Source organism: Bradyrhizobium sp. ORS 285 (genome assembly GCF_900176205.1).
Lineage (GTDB): Bacteria > Pseudomonadota > Alphaproteobacteria > Rhizobiales > Xanthobacteraceae > Bradyrhizobium.
This window is the reverse complement of sequence record NZ_LT859959.1, coordinates 6220064-6242760: the sequence shown is the minus strand read 5'-3', so window position 1 is coordinate 6242760 and position 22697 is coordinate 6220064. Positions and strand designations below refer to the sequence as shown.

Here is a 22697-nt window from a genome sequence, read left to right as displayed (position 1 = left end):
CACCGCATTCGCTTCCAGCCGCACGAGCGGTGCACCCCCTCTCCCCGTTCTTCACGGGGAGAGGGCTGGGGTGAGGGGCGGCCGCACGGGAGGTACAAGCGGAGAGACGGATCCCCTTTACACGGATTGTTTCTGACGATGCGATCCCACCTATCATGGCGAGCGAAGCTCGTCAGGGTGAGGAGTACAAGTCCGACGGCGAGCACCACCCGTGCGGGTGCCCCTCACCCCGACCCTCTCCCCGTAAGAACGGGGAGAGGGAGCGCACCGCCCGGGCGGATGGCGCGCCGCCGGCCGCGGCCGCAAGCCCCGCTCAAACTCTTGATCACGGCAACGTCGGCGCTATATCGACGGTCTCTCCTCCACCGCCATTCTGTCCGGGAAGACGCATGACGATGACCGACACCGCCGCCGTATCCCATTCGTTTCAGGCCGAAGTCTCCGAGCTGCTGCACCTGATGGTGCACTCGGTCTATTCCGAGACCGATATTTTCCTTCGCGAATTGATTTCCAACGCCTCCGACGCCTGTGACAAGCTCCGCTACGAGGCGATTGCCCGGCCAGAGCTCATCGGCGAGGGCGAGCCGCCGCAGATCCGGATCATCCCGAACAAGGCGTCCAGCACCCTGACCATCGCCGACAGCGGCATCGGCATGGACCGCCAGGAGCTGATCGACCATCTCGGCACCATCGCCCGCTCCGGCACCAAGGCCTTCGTGCAGAAGCTGTCGGAAGCCAAGGACGGCACCGGCCTGATCGGCCAGTTCGGCGTCGGCTTCTATTCGGCCTTCATGGTGGCCGACCGCATCACCGTGATCAGCCGCCGCGCCGGCGGGGACGAGGTCTGGACCTGGACCTCCACGGGCGGCGCCGGCTTCGAGGTGGCGCCGGCCTCCGAGGAGGACGCCAAGAGGGTGGCGCGCGGCACCGAGATCGTGCTGCACCTCAAGGACGACGCCAAGAAATATCTCGAGCCTTTCGAAATCGAGCGCATCGTTACCGCCTATTCCGACAACATCCAGTTCCCGATCATGCTGGTCGCCGAGGAGGGCGAGCCGCGCCAGATCAACTCGGCGAGCGCGCTGTGGCAGCGCTCCAAGTCGGAGCTGTCGGCGGAGGATTACGCCAAGGCCTACAAGTCGATCGCCAATGCCTTCGACGAGCCGGCAATGACGCTGCACTACCGCGCCGAGGGCCGCTATTCCTACGCCGTGCTGCTGTTCGCGCCCTCGACCAAGCCGTTCGACCTGTTCGAGCCGGCGCGCAAGGGCAAGGTCAAGCTCTATGTCCGCCGGGTCTTCATCACCGACGACGCCGATCTGATGCCGGCGTACCTGCGCTTCATCCGCGGCGTGATCGACAGCGAGGATTTGCCGCTCAATCTGTCGCGCGAGATGCTGCAGAACAATCCGCAGCTCGGCCAGATCCGCAAAGCCGTGACGACGCGGGTGATCAGCGAACTGGAGCAGCTCGCCGAGAAGGACGCGGCGAACTTCGACAAGATCTGGGATTCGTTCGGCGCCGTCATCAAGGAAGGCCTGTACGAGGACTTCGAGCGCCGCGACAAGCTGCTGGCGCTGTCGCGCTTCACCACGACGACCGGCGAGAAGCGCTCGCTGAAGCAGTATGTCGAGGGCCTCAAGGAGAACCAGACCGAGATCTACTTCCTGGTCGGCGACAGCCTGGAGCGGCTGAAGTCCAACCCGCGGCTCGAGGCGGCCAAGGCGCGCGGCGTCGAGGTGCTGCTCTTGACCGATCCGGTCGACGCGTTCTGGACCTCGGCGCGGCTCGAGTTCGACGGCAAGCCGCTGAAGTCGCTGAGCCAGGGCGACATCAATTTCGATCCGATCCCGGTGACCGAGGCGGCGGCCGAGGACGAGGCCAAGCCTGCCGCGGACGAGGCGAATACGATAGCGCTCATCAAGGCGAGCCTCGGCGATCACGTCACCGATGTGAAGGTCTCGACCCGTCTGACCAGCAGTGCGTCGTGTCTCGTGGCCGGCAGCCATGGGCCGGATCGCGAGCTGGAGCGCATTCTCTCGCAGCAGGCGCGCGGCGCCCGCACCAAGCCGATTCTGGAGATCAACCTGCGCCATCCGCTGGTCGTTGCGGTCGCGAAGGCGGCGGCCGACAAGGCGAAGGTCGACGACCTCTCGTTCCTGCTGCTGGAGCAGGCGCAGATCCTCGACGGCGAGTTGCCGGAAGATCCTTCGGCCTTTGCAGCCCGGCTCAACCGGCTGGTGCTGCAGGGCGTGGCGGCATGAGGTGACGACGGGCGGGCGCCACGGCCTATTTGGTGGGGTCCGCCTGCGCGGCCACGAGCTTGCGCCAGCGCATCACCTCGGCCCGGTAGGTCGAGGCATAGACGCCGGTGTCGCCGGTGATCGGCGTCGCACCGATCTCGGCGAGGTGGTGCAGGATCTCGGGATCGGCCAGGGCGGCATTGATCTCGCGGTTGAGCAGGTCGACGATCGCCGGCGGCGTCCCGCGCGGCGCGGCGACGCCGTAGAAGCCGGAGGTCTCGAACGCCGGCAGCACGTCGGCGACCGGCGGCAGATCGGGGAAGGCTTGCGCCCGCTCGCGGGTCGACACCGCCAGCGCCCGGATCTTGCCGCTGCGCACCAGGTCGGTGGCGGAGGCGGTGTTGTCGAACAGCGCGTGGATGTGGCCGGAGGCGAGGTCGGTCAGCGCCGGGCCGGAGCCGCGATAGGCGAGCACGGACCAGGTGATGCCGCCGAGCGTCCGGAAAAGCTCGGCCGACAGCTGCTGCACCGTGCCGGGTCCGGCCGAGCCGACGCTGAGCTTGCCGGGGTTCGCCCGCGCATAGGCCAGGAACTCGGGCAACGTCTTGACCGGCAGTTCCTTGCTGACCAGCAGCAGCAGCGGCATCCGCGCCATCCCCGCAACAGGAAGGATGTCGTCGCCGTTCTGCGCAGGCTCCCGCGAGGCGGTGATGATGTTGGCCGTGGAGGTCGCAAGCAGCGTGTAGCCGTCCGGCGGCGCGTTCGCGACGCTCCTTGTGGCGGTGGCGCCGCCGGCGCCCGGCCGGTGGTCGAGCACGAAGGCCTGGCCGAGCCGCCGCGACAGGCGGTCGCAGATCAGCACCGACAGGCGGCCGGTGGCACCGCCCGGCGCGAAGGGAATGACCCACGTCACCGATCGGGCGGGGTAGGGAGCTTCGCCGCCGGCGGTCGCCGCAGCCGGATGCATGGCAACAAGGCCGCTCCAGGCCATGCCTTGCAGCACGGCACGTCGTGTGATCGTCAATTCCTTGGGCATGCCGGCCTTCGCTTTGGCATGTTCTGGGAGAGACAACCTAACCGGTATTTCCGATTACTTCGTAAAGGTTCGCATCTACTTCGATCGCGACCCGCTCCATGCGGGTTAACCCTGCCGGTTAACGCCTGGTCAGGCCGCGCGACCTATAAGGACGCAGGACTGGAAGTGGTGGCAGGCATGACAACCGAGCGCGCGGACCGATCTGCGGACCCCCTCACGCCCGGGCGGAGGCCATCGACGGCCAAGATCTGGCTCAAGGCGATCGAGCTGATATCGCGCATCGAGGCCGAGCCGACCCGGCTGTTTGCCGATGTGATCGATGACTGGTCCGTCAGGCAGCCCGGTCGTCCGGCGCTGATCTCGAACAGCGAGACGCTCAGCTACGCCGCGCTGTCTGCGCGCATCAACCAATATGCCGGCTGGGCGCTGGCCCAGGGCATCGCGCCCGGCGACACCGTCGCGCTGATGATGCCGAGCCGGCCGGACTATCTGGCGGCCTGGCTTGGGATCAGCCGCGTCGGCGGCGTCGTCGCGCTGATCAACACCAACCTGGTCGGACCCTCGCTGGCGCACTGCCTCAACGTCGCCGCACCAGCCCACATCATCGTCGCCAGCGAGCTTCAACCTGCGTATGCCGACGCTGTGCCGCTGATCTCCGGCGCACCGCGTGTGTGGAATGCCGGGGGCGATCTCGCCGCGGCGCTCGCCGCGATCGGCTCGCGCCCGCTGGAGGCGACCGAACGTCCCGCCGTCACGATCAACGACCGCGCTCTGCTGATCTATACGTCGGGAACGACTGGGCTGCCCAAAGCCGCCAGCATCAGCCACCGTCGCATCCTGAACTGGGGCGGCTGGTTTGCGGGTCTCACCGGGGCGGGGCCCGACGACCGCCTTTATGATTGCCTGCCGGTCTACCATTCCGTCGGCGGCATCGTCGCGCCCTGCAGCATGCTGCGCGCCGGCGGCACGGCGGTGCTGGCTGAGAAGTTCTCGGCGCGTCAGTTCTGGCGCGACATCGTCGACCACGACTGCACGCTGGTGCAATATATCGGCGAGCTCTGCCGCTATCTGCTCGCAGCGCCCCCATCCGATCTCGATCGCGCCCATCGGCTGCGGCTGGCCTGCGGCAACGGCTTGCGCGGCGACATCTGGGAGGCGTTCCAGGCCCGCTTCGCCATTCCGCAGGTGCTGGAGTTCTACGCGGCGACCGAAGGCAATTTCTCGCTCTACAATGTCGAGGGGAGAGTGGGCTCGATCGGTCGCGTGCCGTCGCTGCTCGCGCATCGTTTTCCGGCGGCGATCATCCAGCTCGATGCGGATCAGCGCGCCCCGCTGCGCGGGCCCGACGGGCTATGCCTGCCATGTGCGCGTGGTGAGGTCGGCGAGGCCGTCGGCCGCATCGGCAAGGCCGACGATGGCGGCGGCCGGTTCGAGGGCTACACCGATCGTGCGGAGACCGAGAAGAAGATCCTGCGCAATGTCTTCGCCGAGGGCGACGCCTGGTTCCGCACCGGCGACCTGATGCGCCAGGACGAGCAGGGCTTCTTCTATTTCGTCGACCGGGTCGGCGACACCTTCCGCTGGAAGGGCGAGAACGTCGCGACCGGCGAGGTGAATGACGCGATCCTGCAATGTCCGGGGGTCGTGGGGGCCTCGACCTATGGCGTCGCGGTGCCGGGCAGCGATGGTCGCGCCGGCATGGCGGCGCTGGTTGTCGCAGAGGACTTCGATCTCGCGAGGCTGTCGGCCGAGCTGGCGCGCCGCTTGCCGGCCTATGCGCAGCCAGTCGTGCTGCGCCTCACGCCATCGCTGCAGTCGACCGAGACGTTCAAGCAGAAGAAGCAGCAGCTGATGCGGGACGGCTTCGATCCCGCGATCGTGTCCGAGCCATTGTACATCCGCGATGCGTCGACCGGAGCCTACCGCCGGCTCGACGCTGCCATCTATGCGCAGATCGCGAGCGGCGAGGTCCGTTTGTAGATGATTTTAATCATAGGCCACGAGGTGCATTTACCAACGGTCTCAAAACTTACCGCGAAGGTCCGGGTTCCTTCACCTTGTCGCTCTAGTGTCGGTCGCATCGTTTGAACAATGACGGATTTCGCCATGTCGGTACGGTTAAGAATCATTGCAGCGATCAAGCAGATTGCGGAGGAGCAGAAGGTCAAGCTGCCGCCGCTGACCGACGAGCTGACCCTGCACGAGACCGGCTTCGACTCACTCGCTTTCGCGATCCTTGTTGCCCGCCTCGAGGACGATCTCGGCGTCGATCCTTTTACTCTGTCCGAGGAGGTCACGTTCCCGAACACGATCGGCGACTTCATCAGGGCTTACGAGAATGTCCCCGCGTGAGATCTTCGCGCTACGCGACCATCTCGGCACGGGGCTGACCGAGCGGACGATCTCGGATCCGCGCCACGTCGTTTTGCTGGCCGAGCTGTCGCGCGGAAGCTGTCTCGGCAGCCGCGCCGGCGAGCTCGACGGCCGCTCGGTCCTGCTCGCGACCTCCGGCCAGCTGTTGGCCGGCTTGGCGCTGATCGAGATCGATGGCGTCGCCCGGCGCATGCTGCTCTGCCCGCCCGATTTGAAGGACGAGCACCTCGGCAGCATCATCACTGAGGCCGGCATCGATGCTCTCGTCACCGACGAGCCGGAGCGCTTCGCGGGTCGCGGCATTGATCTCGTCATCCCCGTCGGCCTGCCGCAGCCTGCCGCCCAGGCCGCGCGGACGGTCCGCGCGACCGAATGGCTGATGCTGACCTCGGGCACCTCTGGCGTGCCGAAGATCGTCGGCCATACGCTGGAGGGCCTGTGCGGCGCCATCATCGGCGATCGGCCGGCTCCTGGCGATGCATTGCCGGTATGGGCGACGTTCTACGACATCCGCCGCTATGGCGGGCTGCAGATCTTCCTGCGCGCCATCGTCGGCGGCGGCTCCATGGTGCTGTCCGATCCCGGTGAGGCACTGGCCGATCACGTGGCGCGCCTCACTGCGCGCGGCGTCACGCATATCTCCGGCACGCCGTCGCATTGGCGCAAGCTGCTGATGAGCGGATCGGCCGAGCAATTCACCCCGCGTTATGTGCGGCTGTCGGGCGAGATCGCTGATCAGCCCGTGCTCGATGGATTGAAGCAGGCATTCCCGAACGCCTCGATCGGTCACGCCTATGCGTCGACCGAGGCGGGCGTGGGCTTTGCCGTCAATGACGGGCTGGAAGGCTTTCCTGCAACGCTGCTCGGCGAAGGCTGCGGCGCAGTCGACATGAAGGTCGTCGACGGATCGCTGCGCATCCGCTCGAAGCGCGCGGCGCATGCCTATGTCGGGCGCACGGCGGCGGCGCTGACCGACTCCGACGGCTATGTCGACACCGGTGACATGGTCGAGCTACGCGGCGACCGCTACTACTTCGTCGGCCGGCGCAACGGCATCATCAATGTCGGTGGCCTGAAGGTGCATCCCGAGGAGATCGAAGCCGTGATCAACGGCCATCCCGAGGTCCGGATGTCGCGCGCCAAGTCGCGGCGAAGCCCGATCACCGGCGGCATCGTCGTGGCAGAAGTGGTGCTCACGAGGGACAGCGATGCGGCGCGGACGGATGCCGTTCGCAACGAGATCCTCGCCGAGTGTCGCGCGCGTCTGGCCGCCCACAAGGTGCCGGCGATGATCCGCTTCGTGCCGGCGCTCGACGTCACGCCGGCCGGCAAGCTGGCGCGCGCCGATGCGTAACGTTCTCGTCACCGGCGGCAGCCGCGGCATCGGATTGTCCATCGCACGCAGGCTCGCGGCAGCGGGCTACGAGGTCATCGCAGTGGCACGTCGCGAGAGCGACGAGCTGCGCGCGGCCATCGCCGAGTTCAGCGCCAGCAGCGCAGGCATCCATTTCCGCGCCTGCGACCTCAGCGCCGTCGATGCCATCCCCGCCTTCGTGAAGTCGGTGCGCGACGAGTTCGGTCCGCTCTACGGCCTCGTCAACAATGCCGGCATCGGCACCGAAGGCCTGCTCGCGACCATGCACAATTCGGAGATCGAGGGGCTCGTGCGGCTCAACGTGCTGGCGCCGATGATCCTGACCAAATACGTCGTGCGGCACATGATGGCGGCGGGCGAGGGGCGCATCGTCAACATCTCCTCGATCATCGCCAGCACCGGCTATAACGGCCTGGCGGTCTATGGCGCGACCAAGGCCGCCGCCAACGGCTTCACCCGCTCGCTGGCGCGCGAGGTCGGCAAGGTCGGCATCACCGTCAATGCGATCGCGCCGGGCTTCATCGCGACCGAGCTCACACAGAGCATGGACGATGAGCAGCAGCGGCGCATAGCCGGCCGCAGCGCGCTGCGCCGGCTGCCGGAGACGGACGATGTTGCCGCGATGGTCGAGTACCTGCTCGGCGAGGGCGGCCGCAACGTCACCGGCACGGTGCTGACCGTCGACGCCGGCAATACCGCCTGAAGCGCTGATCTGCCGCATCAGCGGTTGATTTCGCTCAAGCCTCCGGGCAGTGGTCGCGGCGATAGTGCGGCGCAAATCCGGAACTGATCGCCATGTTCGAACGCATCCTGCGATGGACCCTCGTCGCAATCGCCGTCGCGGGCCTCGTCGCGGGCGGCCTCGCGCATGCGGTCGGCCGGCCCGAATGGGCAGGCATCGCTTTCACCGCCTCGACCGTCCCGGTCATCGCCGGCCTGATCATCTCGATCATCCGCGATGTCCTGGCCGGCCGCATCGGCGTCGATGCCATCGCGCTGGTATCGATGAGCGCGGCGGTCGTGCTCGGCGAGCCGCTGGCGGGTGCCGTGGTGGCGCTGATGTATTCCGGCGGCAACGTGCTCGAGGACATCGCGGTCGCGCGCGCCGAGCACGATCTGCGCGCGCTGGTCGACCGGGCGCCGCGTATCGCGCATCGCTGGCGCGAGGATCGCATCGAGGATGTTGCGGTGGCCGACGTGGCCGTTGGCGACCGCCTGATGGTCCGCGCCGGCGAGATCGTGCCCGTGGACGGCGTGGTGGAAACGGTCCTGGCGGTGGTCGATGAATCGGCGCTCACCGGTGAGCCGATCCCGGTGTCCAAGACGCGCGGCATGGCGATCCTGTCCGGCTCGCTGAACGCCGGCGAGACGTTCGAGCTGTCGGTCACCGCCACTGCGGGCGAGAGCACCTATGCCGGCATCGTGAAGCTGGTGACATCCGCGCAGACCGCGAAGGCGCCGTTCGTGCGGCTCGCTGATCGTTACGCGTTGATCTTCCTGCCGGTGAGCCTGACGATCGCGGCTGCGGCCTGGTTTGCATCAGGCGACCTGATCCGAGCGCTTGCTGTGATGGTCGCCGCGACGCCTTGCCCACTCATCCTTGCGGCACCGGTCGCCTTCATCGCCGGCGTTGCTCAGGCCGCGCGCAGCGGCATCCTGGTCAAGGGCGGCGGCAAGCTCGAGGCGCTGGCGCGGGCGCACACGGTGTTGTTTGACAAGACTGGTACGCTCACCGTCGGCGGCGCGCGGCTGCTCTCGGTGGAGGCGGCTCCGGGAGAGGATGCCGACAACGTGCTGCTGCTCGGCGCCTCGCTGGAGCAGGCCTCTCACCATGTGCTGGCGCATGCCATCGTCGAGGCGGGCCATGCCCGCGGGCTCAGGCTGAAGGTCCCGGAGCGGGTGCGCGAGACGATGGGCTCGGGCCTCGAGGGCGCCATCGACGGCCGCCGCATCAGCGCCGGCTCGCCGGACCTGATCCTCGGCAGCCACGCCCCGCCGTCCTGGGCTGCGCGCGCCATCCGCCGCGCGTCATGGCGCTCGGCGCTGATCGTGCTCGTCGCGGTCGATGGCAAGCCGATCGGCGCGCTGCTGCTCGCCGACGAACTGCGCGCCGATACGCCGCGGGCGATCCGTTGGCTGCGCGAGGCCGGCATCGCCCGCATGGTGATGGTCACCGGCGACCGCGCCGCGGCGGCGCAGGCGATCGGGGCTGCGCTCGATCTCGATGCGGTGCTCGCCGATCGCGTGCCGTCGGACAAGGTCGACGCGGTCAAGAGCGAGCAGCGGCTGCATCCGACCATCATGGTCGGCGATGGCATCAACGATGCGCCGGCGCTGGCGTCGGCCGATGTCGGCATCGCGCTCGGCGCACGCGGCGCGAGCGCCTCGTCGGAGGCGGCCGATGTCGTCATCCTTGCCGACCGGCTCGACCGCGTCGGGGAGGCGATCGTGATCGCGCAGCGCGCCCGTCGGATCGCGCTCGAGAGCATCATCGCCGGCATGGCGCTGTCGTTCATCGCGATGGGCGCGGCGGCGTTCGGCCTGCTGCAGCCGGTGCCGGCGGCCCTGGTGCAGGAGGCGATCGACGTCGCCGTCATCCTCAACGCGCTCCGCGCGCTGCTGCCGGCCGGTCGCGGCAAGTCCGGCCAGATCACGGCTGAGGACGGCCGTGGCCTGCGCCATGACCATCAAGCGCTGCTGCGTGGCCTCGATCGTCTTCGCGCGATCGTCGATGCGCTCGATGAGGCTTCGCCGGAGCAGGCGATCAGCCTGATCGTCGAGGCCAACGCGCTGGTGCAGGACCAGGTCGTCGCGCATGAGCGCGATGACGAGGGTTCGGTCTATCCGCGGCTGGCGCGGCTGCTGCAGGACAGCCACGGCCTCTCGGCGATGAGCCGCGCGCATCGCGAGATCCTGCACCTGGCGCGGCTGCTCGGGCGGGTGGTCGAGGACCTGCCGTCCGAGAAGGTCGATCGCTATCTCATCCGCGACGCGCAGCGGGTCGTCGAGGCGATCGAAACCCTGGTGCGCATGCATACCGCGCAGGAGGACGACATCTACGAGGCCGTCGCGGCGCGCTCCGCGGCGTAACTCAGTCGAGATGCTTCGGCAGGTCGATGCGCTCGCCGGCAAATTCGGCCGGGCCCTCGATCAGGCGGCGGATGCGCCGCTCGCGCTCGTCGGCCGGCAGGTTGGGGTCGAGCATCTGGTCGATCAACCGGATCGCGTTTTGCTCGATCGTCAGCGGATCCCTCAGCTTGGGCTGCGCAGCCGGCGCCGGCGGAGAGGCATGCAGGCCGATCGCGAGCAACTGGCTGATGGCATCGGAGCGGGTGACCTGGTGCGTCTCGGCCCACGCATCGATGTCTGCGGTGAGCTGCTGCGACAGCTTCACCGCGCTCACCGCGTCATGTCCCAGCCGGACGGCGGGACTGTGATCCCTTCGCGTGTCGGACAACGTCATCTGCCTGTTGATCATGTCAGCCTAGGATACGGTGGAGGGAAGGGGATTTGATTTCGATCAAGGACGGCCTAAGAAAGCGGCCGTCTCGCGGCGCCCCAGGCCGCGGGCCCTGACCATGCCAGCCGCTGCACGAGCGGAGCGTGATATCAAAGACTGTCCTTGCCATGCGATTCCTGCACACCTTCCAGCTCTATGATTTCCTCGACACGCTCGTCAGCCTGTTCACGGCCTTCGTGCTGGGCACCTTGATCGGCGCCGAGCGGCAATTCCGGCAGCGCAGCGCCGGCCTGCGCACCAACGTGCTGGTCGCCGTCGGTGCCGCGGCCTTCGTCGATCTCGGCAACCGTCTGACCGGCGCCGACGGCGCGGTGCGGATCATTGCCTACGTCGTCTCGGGCATCGGCTTTCTCGGCGCCGGCACGATCATGAAGGAAGGCATGAACGTCCGCGGCCTCAATACGGCGGCGACGCTGTGGGCCTCGGCGGCCGTCGGCGCCTGTGCGGGTGCGGACCTCGTCGCCCAGTCGGTCGCGCTGACCCTGTTCGTGCTCGCCGGCAACACCTTGCTGCGGCCGCTGGTGAATGCGATCGACCGCATCCCGCTCAACGCGGCGACCTCCGAGGCCAACTACGAGATCGTGGTGACCACCGACATCCTGCATGCCGCGCAATTGCGCGAGGCGCTGGATGAGCGGCTGGAGGCGGCCAAATATCCTGTGCGCGAGACCGAGGTCGCCTATCGTTCCGACGACATCGCGGAGATCACCGCGACGTTGGTGCCGCTGGCGGCCGAGACGGCCGAGCTCGACCGCGTCACGGCTGAACTGGCAAAGCTGCCCGGCGTACGTCATGCGACCTGGAACGTCAGCGCGCTGGAGTGATCGGCAGGGGGCCCGACAGGGCCAGCATCGCAGCGGCAGGACCTGCGGCCTGCTTCCGACAACGATAACTGCCCACCTTCGTCATCCCGCTGTACTCCCCATGCTCCACACTGAGCATGGCAGCAGTGTTCCATCCGGCGGCTGAACCCGAGCTGAATGCCGGAAACCCGCGTAGTTGGCGGCGACGGGCGATGGGTCGATCAATGCCCGCCGCGGGCGAAGATCTCGTAGAAGCCGAGCACGATCTCGCAGGCGATCAGGATGACGACGATGATCTCGAGCCGCAGCGAGCGCTTGGTATCGATGATGTCGGCGACCGCGGTCGCCGTCTCGGAGATCACGGCGAGCTTGCGGTTGAGCGTCTCCTCGCGCTCCTTCAGCTCATATTCGTCCTCGAGCCGGGCATAGAGCCGCTCGAGATCGGGGCGATCCCACAGCACGTCTGGCTTCTCGCCGACGGCGACGCGGCCGGAGACGCGATGCTGCACCAGGAGCGCGGCGCCGAGCAGCTTGACCATCGCGACCCGACTCCGGGATGTGCGCCCGAGCGAGGCCAATTCGCGCGCGAACGGCTCGATCGTGTCGAAGACGTTCGCGATCTCGCGCTCGCTGCGGCCGAGCACGACGCTCTTGGCAAGCGCATCGGCGACGATCAGCAATCGCTCGATCGACAGCTCCTTGACCAGGATCGGGCCGCCGACCGGGATCGGCTCCTCGGACTCGCGCGCGACCTGGACCTTGGCGGTCTCTTCCTCATGCGGCGCGATCGGGCCGAACAGCCGCGCGCTCAGCTGGTCGAGGAAGTTGATCTCCTCGGCGACCGACAGGCCGACGAACACGACGACGCCGTAGCGGAAGACCACCGCGATGCCGGTCTCGCCGATGCGGACGGCGAGCGGCGTCGCCGACAGGACCTGGCCTTCGAAACCGGCGGTGTTGATGCGGTCCGCGATCTGCAGGGCACGGGCGGCGAGTTGGGGGACAGGCGGGGTATCGGCACTCATGCGGCGAGGCTAGCACGCCGAACCCAACGGAACGATAACATGGCGCGACCGTGGCGCCGCCTGTCCCAGAGCCGAACCCGCTTGACAGGAATGTCCGTAGCTCCGCATGGAAGGCGCTCTCCGCACGGATGACCTCGCGATGTCGAAGCCCAGCGCTGCAGATTATTATGCCTCGATCCCGGTGTTTCGCGGCTTCTCGCGGCTGATGGATCCCGAGCTCTACAAGCCGCTGCCGGACGATTGGCTGATCGGCACGGCCGATATCGTCGAGTCGACCAAGGCGATTGCGGACAAGCGCTACAAGGCGGTCAACATGGCCGGCGCAGCGATCATCGCCGCCGTGACCAACGCGCTGGAGGGCCGCGAATTCCCGTTCGTGTTCGGGGGTGACGGCGCGAGCTTTGCGGTCGGACCTGACGATGCGGCGGCGGCCCGCGATGCCCTGGCCGCCACGGCGCGCTGGGTCAGCGACGATCTCGGGCTCGCGATGCGCGTCGCGCTGGTGCCGGTCAGCGCGATCCGCGCTCAGGGGCATGACGTGCGCGTGGCGCGATATGGTCCTTCGGCGAACCTGTCCTACGCCATGTTTGCCGGCGGCGGCCTCGGCTGGGCCGAGGCCGCGATGAAGCGCGGCGAGTTCGCGATTCCCCCGGCGCCATCAGGCACGCAGCCCGATCTATCCGGCCTGTCCTGCCGGTTCGAGGAAATGCCGTCGGCGCGTGGTCTCATCCTGTCGGTGCTGGTGCTGCCGGCTGCGGGCGCGGAGCCGCAAGCCTATCGCAGCGTCATCGAGGACATCATCACGCTGACCGAGCGCAGTCCGGAGGCGGGGCGGCCGGTGCCGCCCGGCGGGCCGGCGCTGCAATGGCCGCCCCAAGGCTTGGACTACGAAGTACGCGCGTCGCGTGGCCCGGGCGTGGTGCGCTGGGCCCGGGTGCTCGGACGCACGCTGTTCGTCTATGCCATCATGCGTTTCGGCATCAGCATCGGCGGCTTCGTGCCGGATCTGTACCGGCAGCAGGTGGTGGAGAATTCCGACTTCCGGAAATATGACGATGCGCTGCGCATGATCCTCGACTGTACCGAGGAGCTTGCCAAGGAGTTGGAGCGGCGGCTCAGCGCCGCTGCATCCGGGGGCATCGTGCGCTACGGCCTGCACCGGCAGGCGTCGGCGATGATGACCTGCTTCACGCCATCGGCCATTCGTCCCGACCATGTGCACTTCATCGATGGCGCGCAAGGCGGCTATGCCTCGGCGGCGACCGCGCTGAAGACCGCGGTCGCCTGAGGTCGATCAGCGCGCCCGCGTCCAGGTCTCGCCGCCGCACATCGCGCCGACGCAGCCTTCGACCTTCAGCGTATCGGGGCCGGACACCGAGATGTGGCTGGTGTAGCTCTGGCCGTCATCGGCGTTGTAGATCTTGCCGGACCATTTGTTCGGTCCCTCGGGATGAATGTTCTCGAACAGCTGCAGCCCGATGATCGGGCGGTTGGCGAGCGCGCGATTGGGGTTCTTGTTGTCGACCGCCGGCTTGCCGGTGTCGGTGTCCATCGGCTCCTTCAGCCACACCACGGTGCCGCACAGATTGGCGCCGCATTTGGCGACCTTGATCTTGGCATCGCCAGCCTGGGTCAGCCAGGTGCCGGTCGGATCGTCAGCGGCCAAAGCAGGTTGTGCGATCACCAGTGACGCGAAGGCGAGACCAGCCAGACGCAATTTCCAAATCATCTTAACCCCCGTTCAAGCCGCGCCTGAATAACAGCAAACGGAGCAGTTGCAATCGGCGAGGTGCGGTTGTCCAAAGCGCGATCATCACGATCGAGTGCATTCGCGACGGTTGTCTCAATTCGTTGTGCGGTTGTCTCATCACCCCGGGGATCAGGTCTCGCTGTCGCGACAACCACCGCTGTCGTCCCGGCCTTGAGCCGGGACCCCTATCCCCAGGGAGCGGTTCGAGGCAGCCTGGCGATGGGCATTTTGCCCGTCATGTCCGCCGCGGCGCATGGGTCCCGGATCGGCGCCACGCCGCGCTGACGCGCGCCATGGCTTGTCCGGGACGACAATTGGGAGGCGGATTCACGGTTCAAACAGCTGAGGTGGTCGAGGGCATGCAGTTGCAGTCTCGCGGCGCATCGCGCCCGAGGCATGTTATCAGTTCGTCCCTCGCAAACAGCGCAGAGGGCGCAGGGAATGCCGGGTGACAGCCTCACCCATGGCCCGCCTGCTTAAAAAAATGCAGGCGGCAGGTACCACAGGCAAAGCCGAAACACGCCGGCATTCCCTGCGCGATGGTCTTCACGCTTATACGCAGTCTCCCTGGTGCGCCGGCTTGTTGGCCACCTCCGCGCGAGGCGAAGCCTCGTCGCGCTCGCGACAATCCGCTCACGCGCATTGCGCGGATGACACCAGCTTCGGGGTGTCAGGACGCTGCGACTTCACGTCCGCGATCAATCGTTCGTCCGCGCCCTCGTTGCCGAGGACGCTGCGATCTCTCGCGGCCACCGCATCCCCGCCTCGCGTGTCGTGACGATCGCGCGCAACGCCCCTACTGCAGTGAGGCGGGATGCGGTGAGATAATCATGATTTTCGAAAATGCGCAAGAGGATTATTGTTTTCGGAATTCAGCTGGGCGCGGCTTTACCGGTTGATGGGCGGAGAAGGGTAATGTCGTGCCGCAGCAGCGGTGCGCCCCCTCTCCCCGTTCTTCACGGGGAGAGGGCTGGGGTGAGGGGCAACGGAACGGGTGGTGTGCGTGAAAAAGTCTTGGCTCTCGCTTCTAAGCAAAGTTGTTGGGCAAGGCTCAGTGCATGCACTTCCCGTGTGGCCTGCCCCTCACCCTGACCCTCTCCCCGTGAAGAACGGGGAGAGGGAGCGCACCGCCCGTGCCGCGCGCTCCGTTGTCGTCCCGGCCTTGAGCCGGGACCCATACGCCGCGGCGGACGTGTTGGGCAAAGAGCCAGTTGTCAGCGTGCTTCAAACTGCTCCCTGGGGGTATGGGTCCCGGATCGGCGCGCGCGTTGCGCGCTTGTCCGGGACGACGCAAGACAGGCCTTGTGCTTTCACCACGGCAATCCGCAGAGATCGATCGTGCCCCGCGTTGGTGCGGTGCGCTTGACGTCGTGCACCATCGCCGACAGCGTGTCGAAGCGGATGCGGCCCTTGTCGGGCTGCTCGGCGTAGACCTCGCCGTCGAACGGAATGAAGCCGCGCGCGCCGTAGAAGGCGATGCGATCAGGTGCGCAGAACAGGAGGGCATAGTTGATCGAGTCCTCGTGCCGCAGGGTCTGGATCGCCGCGTTCAGCCCCACGGTCGCCAGACCGCGATTGCGCATGTCGGCGCGCGTCAAAACGCCGCCGATGCCGGCGATGTTGACGTTCTGTCCGTTCCATTTCGTCAGACGGCGATAGATGCCGACATGGCAGAGCACCTCGCCGGCCTCGTCCTGCACCAGGACGCGCAGGTCGGCATGCGCAAATGTGATACCGGCCCAGGGTAGGGTGGCGACGACCTCGGGCGGCCAGATCGCATCATAATAGAGGCTTCGCCAGCGGCCATCCGGCGTCGGCATTCAACACATCGATCTCGATGCTCATCAAAACGGCTCGCTTTTTCCAGAATCACGGTGTTTTACGGCTTCGGAACCTTCTATAAGGAGGTCCCGTTAAATCCCGTCTTCCCACAAGTTGCGGAACCGACCCATGACATTTACGCTCCCCCCTCTGCCTTACGCCTATGAAGCCCTCGGCCCCTACATGTCCAAGGAGACGCTCGAGTACCACCACGACAAGCATCACCAGGCCTATGTGACGAACGGCAACAATGCGATCAAGGGCACCGAATTCGAAGGCAAGTCCCTCGAGGAGATCGTCAAGGGCTCGTTCGGCAAGAACCCCGCAGTGTTCAACAATGCCGGCCAGCACTACAACCACATCCACTTCTGGTCGTGGATGAAGCCGAACGGCGGCGGCTCCAAGCTGCCGGGCGCGCTTGAGAAGAAGATCAACGAGGACCTCGGCGGCTTCGAGAAGTTCAAGACCGATTTCGCAGCGGCCGGCGTCGGCCAGTTCGGCTCGGGCTGGTGCTGGCTCTCGGTCAAGAACGGCAAGCTGGAGATTTCCAAGACCGCCAATGGCGAGAACCCGCTGGTGTACGGTGCGACCCCGATCCTCGGCTGCGACGTCTGGGAGCACTCCTACTACATCGACTACCGCAACCGCCGTCCGGACTATCTCAAGGCGTTCGTCGAGAACCTCATCAACTGGGAATACGTCGAAGAGCTGTACAGCAAGGCTGTCTGATCTGACGTGATCGACAGGGAAGGGCGGTGAGCTTAAGAGCTCGCCGCCCTTTTTGTTTGAGGCGTCTTCTCTGGCGCATCGGGTGTTTGACGCTGATGTGACATGGGCCGTTCTTGCCAGCATGAGATGGCTGCGGCAAAAGTTCTGTGTGTTGCGGGGATGAGGGCAGGGCATTCGTTCTCTCGATGCCCAGCGGGGGTGAGGGTCTGTGAATCAGTTGTTCGGATATGTTCTCGTCTTCGTCGGCGGCGGCTGCGGCGCCTCGATCCGGCACGCGGTCAACATGGCGAGCGCCCGCGCGCTCGGCACGGACTTCCCGTGGGGCACCTTCATCATCAACATCACGGGCTCCACCGTGATGGGCCTGATCGCCGGCTATCTCACCTTCAAGGGCGGCGCCACCCAGCATTGGCGGCTGTTTTTGATGACCGGCATTCTCGGCGGCTACACGACCTTCTCGGCGTTTTCGCTGGATACGGCCTTGCTGTATGAGCGCGGGGCGCTGGGGCTGGCGGCGGCCTATGTGCTGGGCTCGGTAGGGCTCTCGATTGCAGGCCTGTTCGCAGGGTTGGCGTTGGTGCGGGTTTTGAGCTGAGGGTGACATCCAGCGATGGCCCCGATGCCAGCCGCGCACACGGTGCGCTCCCTCTCCCCGTTCTTCACGGGGAGAGGGTTGGGGTGAGGGGCGGCGGCACGGGCGGTGCCAGTTAAGGGCTTTCCTTACTTGCGCACGGACCACGATGAGACCGCATCATGAAGGGCGCCGCTTCGGGCAACGGGTGGCTTTCAGCGCCAGAAGAAATCGGTAAGAGCTGCAGCTCTCGGTGGCTGGCACCACCCGTGCCGCCGCCCCTCACCCCAGCCCTCTCCCCGTGAAGGACGGGGAGAGGGAGCGCAGCGGCGTTGCGGCTCGACCTCGCCTCATCCTCGGAGTGGCCCGAGAGCGAGGCACCATCTCTCCTCCGTCATTGCGAGCGTAGCGAAGCAATCCAGGGTGGTGGGCGGGACTCTGGATTGCTTCGCTGCGCTCGCAATGACGGTGGAGATAGGGCGGTCCAACGGGAAAACATCCCTGGGCTGCGGTGGACAGGGGTGATGTTATAATGTAACATTATGACGAAATGACACAGTCCGCCCTTCAGAGCCACGGCCATCCACATGCGCACGGCCATAGCCATGCACATGGCTCGGAGGGCCACGGCCACAATCACCCGCATGCCCACAGCCACGGTCCCGCCGCGCCGCATCCGGCGCAGCCGGCGCGGTGGTCGATCCTGCGGATGCCGGTGACGACGCGGCTCGGCGCGGCGATTGCGGCCAGCGCGGTGCTGTGGGTGATCGTCATCCTGGCGATGCGGTGAGGACGGTGATGGCCCAGCTGCAATTTCGCGACGTCACCTTGGGTTACGACCGCCACCCGGCCGTGCATCACCTCTCTGGCGACGTGGCCGAAGGCGCGCTGCTGGCCGTGATCGGGCCCAACGGCGCCGGTAAGTCGACCCTGTTTCGCGGCATCGTCGGGCTGTTGAAGCCGCTGGCCGGCAGCATCTCAGCCGCCGGGCTCAAGCCGAGGGAGATCGCCTATCTGCCGCAGATTGCGGACATCGACCGCAGCTTTCCGATCTCGGTGTTCGACTTCGTCAGCACCGGCCTGTGGCGGTCGGTCGGCATCTTCGGCGGCATCGGCGCCGCCGCGCGCGAGAAGATCGCCCATGCCATCGCCGCCGTCGGCCTCACTGGTTTCGAAGGCCGCGGCATCGGTACGCTCTCGGGCGGGCAGATGCAGCGGCTGCTGTTCGCGCGCGTGCTGCTGCAGGATGCGCGTGTGATCGTGCTCGACGAGCCGTTCAACGCGATGGACTCCAAGACCTCGTCCGACCTGCTGCAACTGATCGAGCACTGGCATGGCGAGCGGCGCACCGTGCTGGCGGCGCTGCACGACATGGACATGGTGCGCGCGCATTTCCCGCAGACTTTGCTGCTGGCGCGCGAAGCCGTGGCCTGGGGGCCGACGGCCGAGGTGCTGACGTCGGACAATCTCGCGCAGGCGCGGCGGATGTGCGAGGCCTTCGACGATGCCGCAGCCCCCTGTGCGCCGGCGCAAGCTTCGAAGGCGGCGTGATGCTGCGCGAGGTGCTGTTCGCTCCGTTCTCGGATTTCGAGTTCATGCGCCGCGCGCTCGCGGCCGTGATCGCGCTGGGGCTCGGCTCCGGGCCGATCGGCGTCTTCCTGATGCTCCGGCGCATGAGCCTGGTCGGTGACGCCATGGCGCACGCCATCCTGCCGGGCGCGGCGATCGGCTTCCTGCTGTCGGGGCTCAATCTGTTTGCGATGACCACCGGCGGCCTCGTCGCCGGCTTCGCGGTGGCGCTGCTGTCCGGCCTGGTGTCGCGCTCGACCGGACTGAAGGAGGACGCCTCGCTGGCGACCTTCTATCTCGCCTCGCTGGCGCTCGGCGTCACCATCGTCTCGGTGAAAGGCACCAATGTCGACCTGCTGCACGTGCTGTTCGGCAACATCCTGGCGATGGACGATCCGACGCTTTTGATGGTCGCGACCAACGCCACCATCACGCTCGTCGTGCTCGCGGTGATCTATCGGCCCCTTGTGGTGGAAAGCGTCGATCCGCTGTTTCTGCGCACAGTGAGCCGCGCCGGCGCGCCGGCGCATCTGATCTTCCTCGGCCTGATCGTGGTCAATCTCGTGAACGGCTTCCAGGCGCTCGGCACCTTGCTCGCGGTCGGGCTGATGATCCTTCCCGCAGGCATCGCGCGGTTCTGGTCGCGCGACGTCACGCCGATGATCTGCATCGCAGTCGGCTCCGCGATCGTCTCCGGCTATGTCGGCCTGGTGCTGTCGTTTCAGACCCGCATTCCCTCGGGTCCCGCGATCATCCTGGTCGCATCCCTGATCTATCTCGGCTCGGTGCTGTTCGGACGCGTGGGCGGCGTGCTTCCGCAACTGTTTCCGGGACGTCACCTCGAAGCATGAAGCTCATCTCCATGAAACGTCTGCTGCCCGTCCTTGGCCTGCTCCTGTCGCTCGTGGTCCCCGCATCCGCCGACACCAAGCTGAGCGTCATCACCAGTTTCTCGATAACAGCGGATTTCGTCCGCCAGGTCGGCGGCGACAAGGTCGCCGTCACTTCGCTGGTCGGGCCGGACAGCGACGTGCACGTCTACACGCCGACGCCGCATGACGCGAAGGAAGTGGGCGCAGCGAAGCTCCTCATCGTCAACGGCCTCGGCCTCGAAGGCTGGCTGCCGCGGCTGCAGCAGGCGTCCGGCAGCAAGGCGCCGATCATCGTGGCGACACAGGGCATCACGCCGCGCAAGCGCGGCTCGGATGCCGACCCGCATGCCTGGCAGTCGGTCGGCAATGCCAAGGTCTATGTGACAAACATCCGCGACGCGCTGGTGGCCGCCGATCCGGCCGATGCCGAGACGTTCAAGGCCAATGCCGCGCGCTATCTCGGCGAGCTCGATGCGCTCGACCGCGAGGTCCGGACCGAGGTCGACAAGATCCCGGCCGAGCGGCGCAAGGTCATCTCTACTCATGACGCGTTCGGCTATTTCGCCGATGCCTATGGCATCGCGTTCATCGCCCCGCTCGGCGTCTCCACCGAGACCGAGCCGTCGGCCCGCGACGTCGCCGAGATCATCCGCCAGGTGAAAAAAGCCGGGATCCCGGCCGTCTTCCTGGAGAATTTCAACGACGACCGGCTGATCGGCCGCATCGCGGCCGAGACCGGGGCGAAGATCGGCGGCACGCTGTATTCGGACGCCCTGAGCGCGGAAAACGGCCCCGTTCCCACTTACATTGCCATGGTCAGGCACAATATAAGGGCCCTGACGAGCGCGCTTGTCCGTTAGGGTTCTGGCCCTCGCGGCTGTCCGTGCTTTTGAGCCTTTTCGACGCGATCTCAGTTTTTCGGAGTGCGCATGTCCGACGCGAGCAAGACCCCCGTAACGGTGCTGACCGGCTATCTCGGCGCCGGCAAGACCACGCTTCTCAACCGCATCCTCTCCGAAGACCACGGCAAGAAGTACGCCGTCATCGTCAACGAGTTCGGCGAGATCGGCATCGACAACGACCTCATCGTCGGCGCCGACGAGGAAGTGTTCGAGATGAACAACGGCTGCATCTGCTGCACCGTGCGCGGCGACCTCGTCCGCATCATCTCCGGCCTGATGCGCCGCAAGGGCAAGTTCGACGCGATCATCGTCGAGACCACGGGCCTCGCCGATCCGGCGCCGGTGGCGCAGACCTTCTTCGTCGACGAGGACGTGCAGAAGAATGCGCGGCTCGATGCCGTCGTCACGGTCGCCGACGCCAAGTGGCTGTCGGACCGGCTCAAGGATGCGCCGGAGGCCAAGAACCAGATCGCGTTCGCCGACGTCATCGTGCTCAACAAGACCGATCTCGTCACCAAGCCGGAGCTGGCCGAGGTCGAGGCGCGCATCCGCGCGATCAATCCTTACGCCCGGCTGCATCGCACCGAGCGCTGCCAGATCGCGATCTCGGACGTGCTGGAGCGCGGTGCGTTCGATCTCGATCGCATTCTGGAGATCGAGCCGGAATTCCTTAACGCCGGCGACGATCATGATCATCACCATCATGATCACGACCACGGCCATGATCATCACCACCATCATGACCATGGCTTGAAGCACTATCACGATGAGGAGATGCAGTCGCTGTCGCTGCGCTCCGACAAGCCGCTCGATCCGTCGAAGTTCATGCCGTGGCTGCAGAACCTGGTGCAGACCGAAGGCGGCAAGATCCTGCGCTCCAAGGGCATCCTGGCGTTCCAGGACGATGACGACCGCTACGTCTTCCAGGGCGTGCACATGATGCTGGAGGGGGATCACCAGCGGAAGTGGAAGCCGGACGAGGCGCGACAGAGCCGCGTCGTCTTCATCGGCCGCGAGCTGCCGGAAGACGCCATCCGCGAAGGCTTCGAACGCTGCATCGTGACCTGATGAGCAATTTCGATACGGGCGGCGAGGCCGCATCCATCGTGTCCGTGACCGACAAGGTGAAGCCGGTCTCGCTCGGCATGGCGGTCACATCAGTGCACTATCTCGGCGATCGCGCGGCCTTCGTCGGCACCGAGGAGAGCGTCGCCGTCGTCGATCCCGAGGGCGAGGTCAGCAAGCTCGAGGTCACCAGTGGCGGCATCCTGTCGGCGGTGTCGGACGGCTCGCGCATCCTGTTCGGCGGCGATGACGGCAAGGTCTCGTCGCTCGACAAGGCAGGCAGCGTGAGCGTGCTCGCCACCGATCCGAAGCGGCGCTGGATCGACAATGTCGCCGTGCATCCGGACGGCGCCATCGCCTGGTCGGTCGGCAAGACCGCCTTCGTGCGCGCGCCGAAGGGCGAGGAGAAGTCGCTCGAAGTGCCCTCGACCGCCGGCGGCTTGGCGTTCGCGCCGAAGGGCCTGCGGCTCGCGATCGCGCATTACAACGGCGCGACGTTGTGGTTTCCCAACATGGCGGGCGAGCCGGAATTTTTGGGCTGGGCGGGATCGCATCACGCCGTCACCTTCAGCCCGGACAACAAGTTCCTGGTCACCGCGATGCACGAGCCGGCGCTGCATGGCTGGCGGCTTGCTGATAGCAGGCACATGCGCATGACCGGCTATCCGTCGCGGGTGAAGTCGATGTCGTGGGGCAGTGGCGGGCGCTTCCTCGCGACGTCAGGCGCCGACATGGTCATCCTCTGGCCGTTCGTCGGCAAGGACGGTCCGATGGGCAAGGAGCCGGCGATGCTGGCGCCGATGAAGGCCAAGGTCACGGCGGTGGCCTGCCATCCCAAGCAGGACATCCTGGCCTGCGGCTACGAGGACGGCACCGTGCTGATGGTGCGGATGCAGGACGGCGCCGAGATCCTGGTGCGGCGGAACGAGACGCCGCCGGTGGCGGCGCTGGGCTGGAACGCGGCGGGAACCTGGCTCGCGTTCTCCGACGAAAGCGGCGAGGCCGGGCTGCTGCGGCTCTGAGGGACCGTTCCAGTGGTTAAT

20 protein-coding genes and 1 pseudogene are annotated in these 22697 nt (G+C 66.6%); 16 read left to right on the top strand and 5 right to left on the bottom strand.

The annotated features are described in order from the left end of the window. Positions 1 to 389: 389 nt before the first annotated feature. Complete coding sequence (htpG, locus tag BRAD285_RS28105; protein WP_035645938.1) at positions 390 to 2264, top strand: molecular chaperone HtpG; 1875 nt, start codon at positions 390 to 392, stop codon at positions 2262 to 2264. 25 nt (positions 2265 to 2289) lie between these two features. Here htpG and BRAD285_RS28100 read toward each other — a convergent pair whose 3' ends face one another. Then, positions 2290 to 3279 carry a tripartite tricarboxylate transporter substrate binding protein gene (locus BRAD285_RS28100; protein ID WP_006611413.1) on the bottom strand — a complete coding sequence of 330 codons (990 nt, stop codon included), beginning with the start codon at positions 3277 to 3279 and terminating at the stop codon, positions 2290 to 2292. 177 nt (positions 3280 to 3456) lie between these two features. Here BRAD285_RS28100 and BRAD285_RS28095 point away from each other — a divergent pair, with 177 nt between their 5' ends. From BRAD285_RS28095 to BRAD285_RS28075, 5 genes are all read left to right on the top strand, one after another. Beyond that, positions 3457 to 5259, top strand: coding sequence for a long-chain-acyl-CoA synthetase (locus BRAD285_RS28095; RefSeq protein WP_006611414.1), 1803 nt, complete (start codon positions 3457 to 3459; stop codon positions 5257 to 5259). A 126-nt stretch (positions 5260 to 5385) separates the two neighbouring features. Beyond that, positions 5386 to 5631 carry an acyl carrier protein gene (locus BRAD285_RS28090; RefSeq protein ID WP_006611415.1) on the top strand — a complete coding sequence of 82 codons (246 nt, stop codon included), beginning with the start codon at positions 5386 to 5388 and terminating at the stop codon, positions 5629 to 5631. Further along, positions 5618 to 7006 carry a class I adenylate-forming enzyme family protein gene (locus BRAD285_RS28085; protein WP_006611416.1) on the top strand — a complete coding sequence of 463 codons (1389 nt, stop codon included), beginning with the start codon at positions 5618 to 5620 and terminating at the stop codon, positions 7004 to 7006. The genes BRAD285_RS28090 and BRAD285_RS28085 overlap by 14 nt, the downstream gene beginning before the upstream one ends. After that, on the top strand, positions 6999 to 7730 hold the full coding sequence (locus BRAD285_RS28080; protein WP_006611417.1) for an SDR family NAD(P)-dependent oxidoreductase: 732 nt from the start codon (positions 6999 to 7001) through the stop codon (positions 7728 to 7730). The genes BRAD285_RS28085 and BRAD285_RS28080 overlap by 8 nt, the downstream gene beginning before the upstream one ends. A gap of 92 nt (positions 7731 to 7822) precedes the next feature. Further along, positions 7823 to 10117, top strand: a complete 2295-nt coding sequence (locus BRAD285_RS28075) for a heavy metal translocating P-type ATPase (RefSeq protein WP_006611418.1) — start codon at positions 7823 to 7825, stop codon at positions 10115 to 10117. Between the two features lies 1 nt (position 10118). Here BRAD285_RS28075 and BRAD285_RS28070 read toward each other — a convergent pair whose 3' ends face one another. Beyond that, positions 10119 to 10505 carry a hypothetical protein gene (locus BRAD285_RS28070; protein WP_006611419.1) on the bottom strand — a complete coding sequence of 129 codons (387 nt, stop codon included), beginning with the start codon at positions 10503 to 10505 and terminating at the stop codon, positions 10119 to 10121. 149 nt (positions 10506 to 10654) lie between these two features. Between BRAD285_RS28070 and BRAD285_RS28065 the strand changes: the two genes are divergently transcribed. Then, positions 10655 to 11371 carry an MgtC/SapB family protein gene (locus BRAD285_RS28065; protein WP_006611420.1) on the top strand — a complete coding sequence of 239 codons (717 nt, stop codon included), beginning with the start codon at positions 10655 to 10657 and terminating at the stop codon, positions 11369 to 11371. A gap of 200 nt (positions 11372 to 11571) precedes the next feature. Here the strand turns inward: BRAD285_RS28065 and BRAD285_RS28060 are convergent, their stop codons facing one another. Then, positions 11572 to 12375 (bottom strand): RMD1 family protein, encoded by an 804-nt coding sequence (locus tag BRAD285_RS28060; protein WP_006611421.1) that lies wholly within the window; start codon positions 12373 to 12375, stop codon positions 11572 to 11574. 139 nt (positions 12376 to 12514) lie between these two features. Between BRAD285_RS28060 and BRAD285_RS28055 the strand changes: the two genes are divergently transcribed. Then, positions 12515 to 13663: a DUF3095 domain-containing protein gene (locus BRAD285_RS28055; protein WP_006611422.1), complete on the top strand. Its 1149-nt coding sequence runs from the start codon at positions 12515 to 12517 to the stop codon at positions 13661 to 13663. A 6-nt stretch (positions 13664 to 13669) separates the two neighbouring features. On the opposite strand, the gene BRAD285_RS28050 is transcribed toward BRAD285_RS28055, so the two are convergent. Together BRAD285_RS28050 and BRAD285_RS28040 are read right to left on the bottom strand one after the other, a co-directional pair. Continuing rightward, positions 13670 to 14104, bottom strand: coding sequence for a DUF2147 domain-containing protein (locus BRAD285_RS28050; protein ID WP_006611423.1), 435 nt, complete (start codon positions 14102 to 14104; stop codon positions 13670 to 13672). A 1331-nt stretch (positions 14105 to 15435) separates the two neighbouring features. Further along, a pseudogene (locus tag BRAD285_RS28040) lies at positions 15436 to 15970 on the bottom strand (GNAT family N-acetyltransferase). A 105-nt stretch (positions 15971 to 16075) separates the two neighbouring features. On the opposite strand from BRAD285_RS28040, the gene BRAD285_RS28035 reads away from it, so the two are divergent. The 8 genes from BRAD285_RS28035 (at position 16076) to BRAD285_RS28000 (ending at position 22676) form a co-directional block, all read left to right on the top strand. Continuing rightward, entirely contained in the window at positions 16076 to 16675 is a 600-nt protein-coding gene (locus BRAD285_RS28035) for a superoxide dismutase (RefSeq protein WP_006614893.1), read from the top strand. Positions 16676 to 16883: 208 nt separating this feature from the next. Then, positions 16884 to 17270, top strand: coding sequence for a fluoride efflux transporter CrcB (gene crcB / locus BRAD285_RS28030; protein ID WP_006614894.1), 387 nt, complete (start codon positions 16884 to 16886; stop codon positions 17268 to 17270). A gap of 526 nt (positions 17271 to 17796) precedes the next feature. Beyond that, entirely contained in the window at positions 17797 to 18036 is a 240-nt protein-coding gene (locus tag BRAD285_RS28025) for a hypothetical protein (protein ID WP_006613086.1), read from the top strand. An 8-nt stretch (positions 18037 to 18044) separates the two neighbouring features. Then, the gene (locus BRAD285_RS28020; RefSeq protein ID WP_035647180.1) at positions 18045 to 18797 is read left to right on the top strand and encodes a metal ABC transporter ATP-binding protein; all 753 of its coding nucleotides are present in this window, start codon (positions 18045 to 18047) and stop codon (positions 18795 to 18797) included. Further along, positions 18797 to 19666, top strand: coding sequence for a metal ABC transporter permease (locus BRAD285_RS28015; protein WP_035647177.1), 870 nt, complete (start codon positions 18797 to 18799; stop codon positions 19664 to 19666). The genes BRAD285_RS28020 and BRAD285_RS28015 overlap by 1 nt, the downstream gene beginning before the upstream one ends. 11 nt (positions 19667 to 19677) lie before the next feature. Continuing rightward, a complete protein-coding gene (locus tag BRAD285_RS28010) occupies positions 19678 to 20547 on the top strand; it encodes a metal ABC transporter substrate-binding protein (protein ID WP_006613083.1) in 870 nt (289 codons plus the stop codon). Positions 20548 to 20616: 69 nt separating this feature from the next. Next, positions 20617 to 21657, top strand: coding sequence for a GTP-binding protein (locus BRAD285_RS28005; protein WP_035647175.1), 1041 nt, complete (start codon positions 20617 to 20619; stop codon positions 21655 to 21657). Next, complete coding sequence (locus BRAD285_RS28000) at positions 21657 to 22676, top strand: WD40 repeat domain-containing protein (RefSeq protein WP_006613081.1); 1020 nt, start codon at positions 21657 to 21659, stop codon at positions 22674 to 22676. Before BRAD285_RS28005 ends, BRAD285_RS28000 begins: the two co-directional genes overlap by 1 nt. Positions 22677 to 22697: the final 21 nt, after the last annotated feature.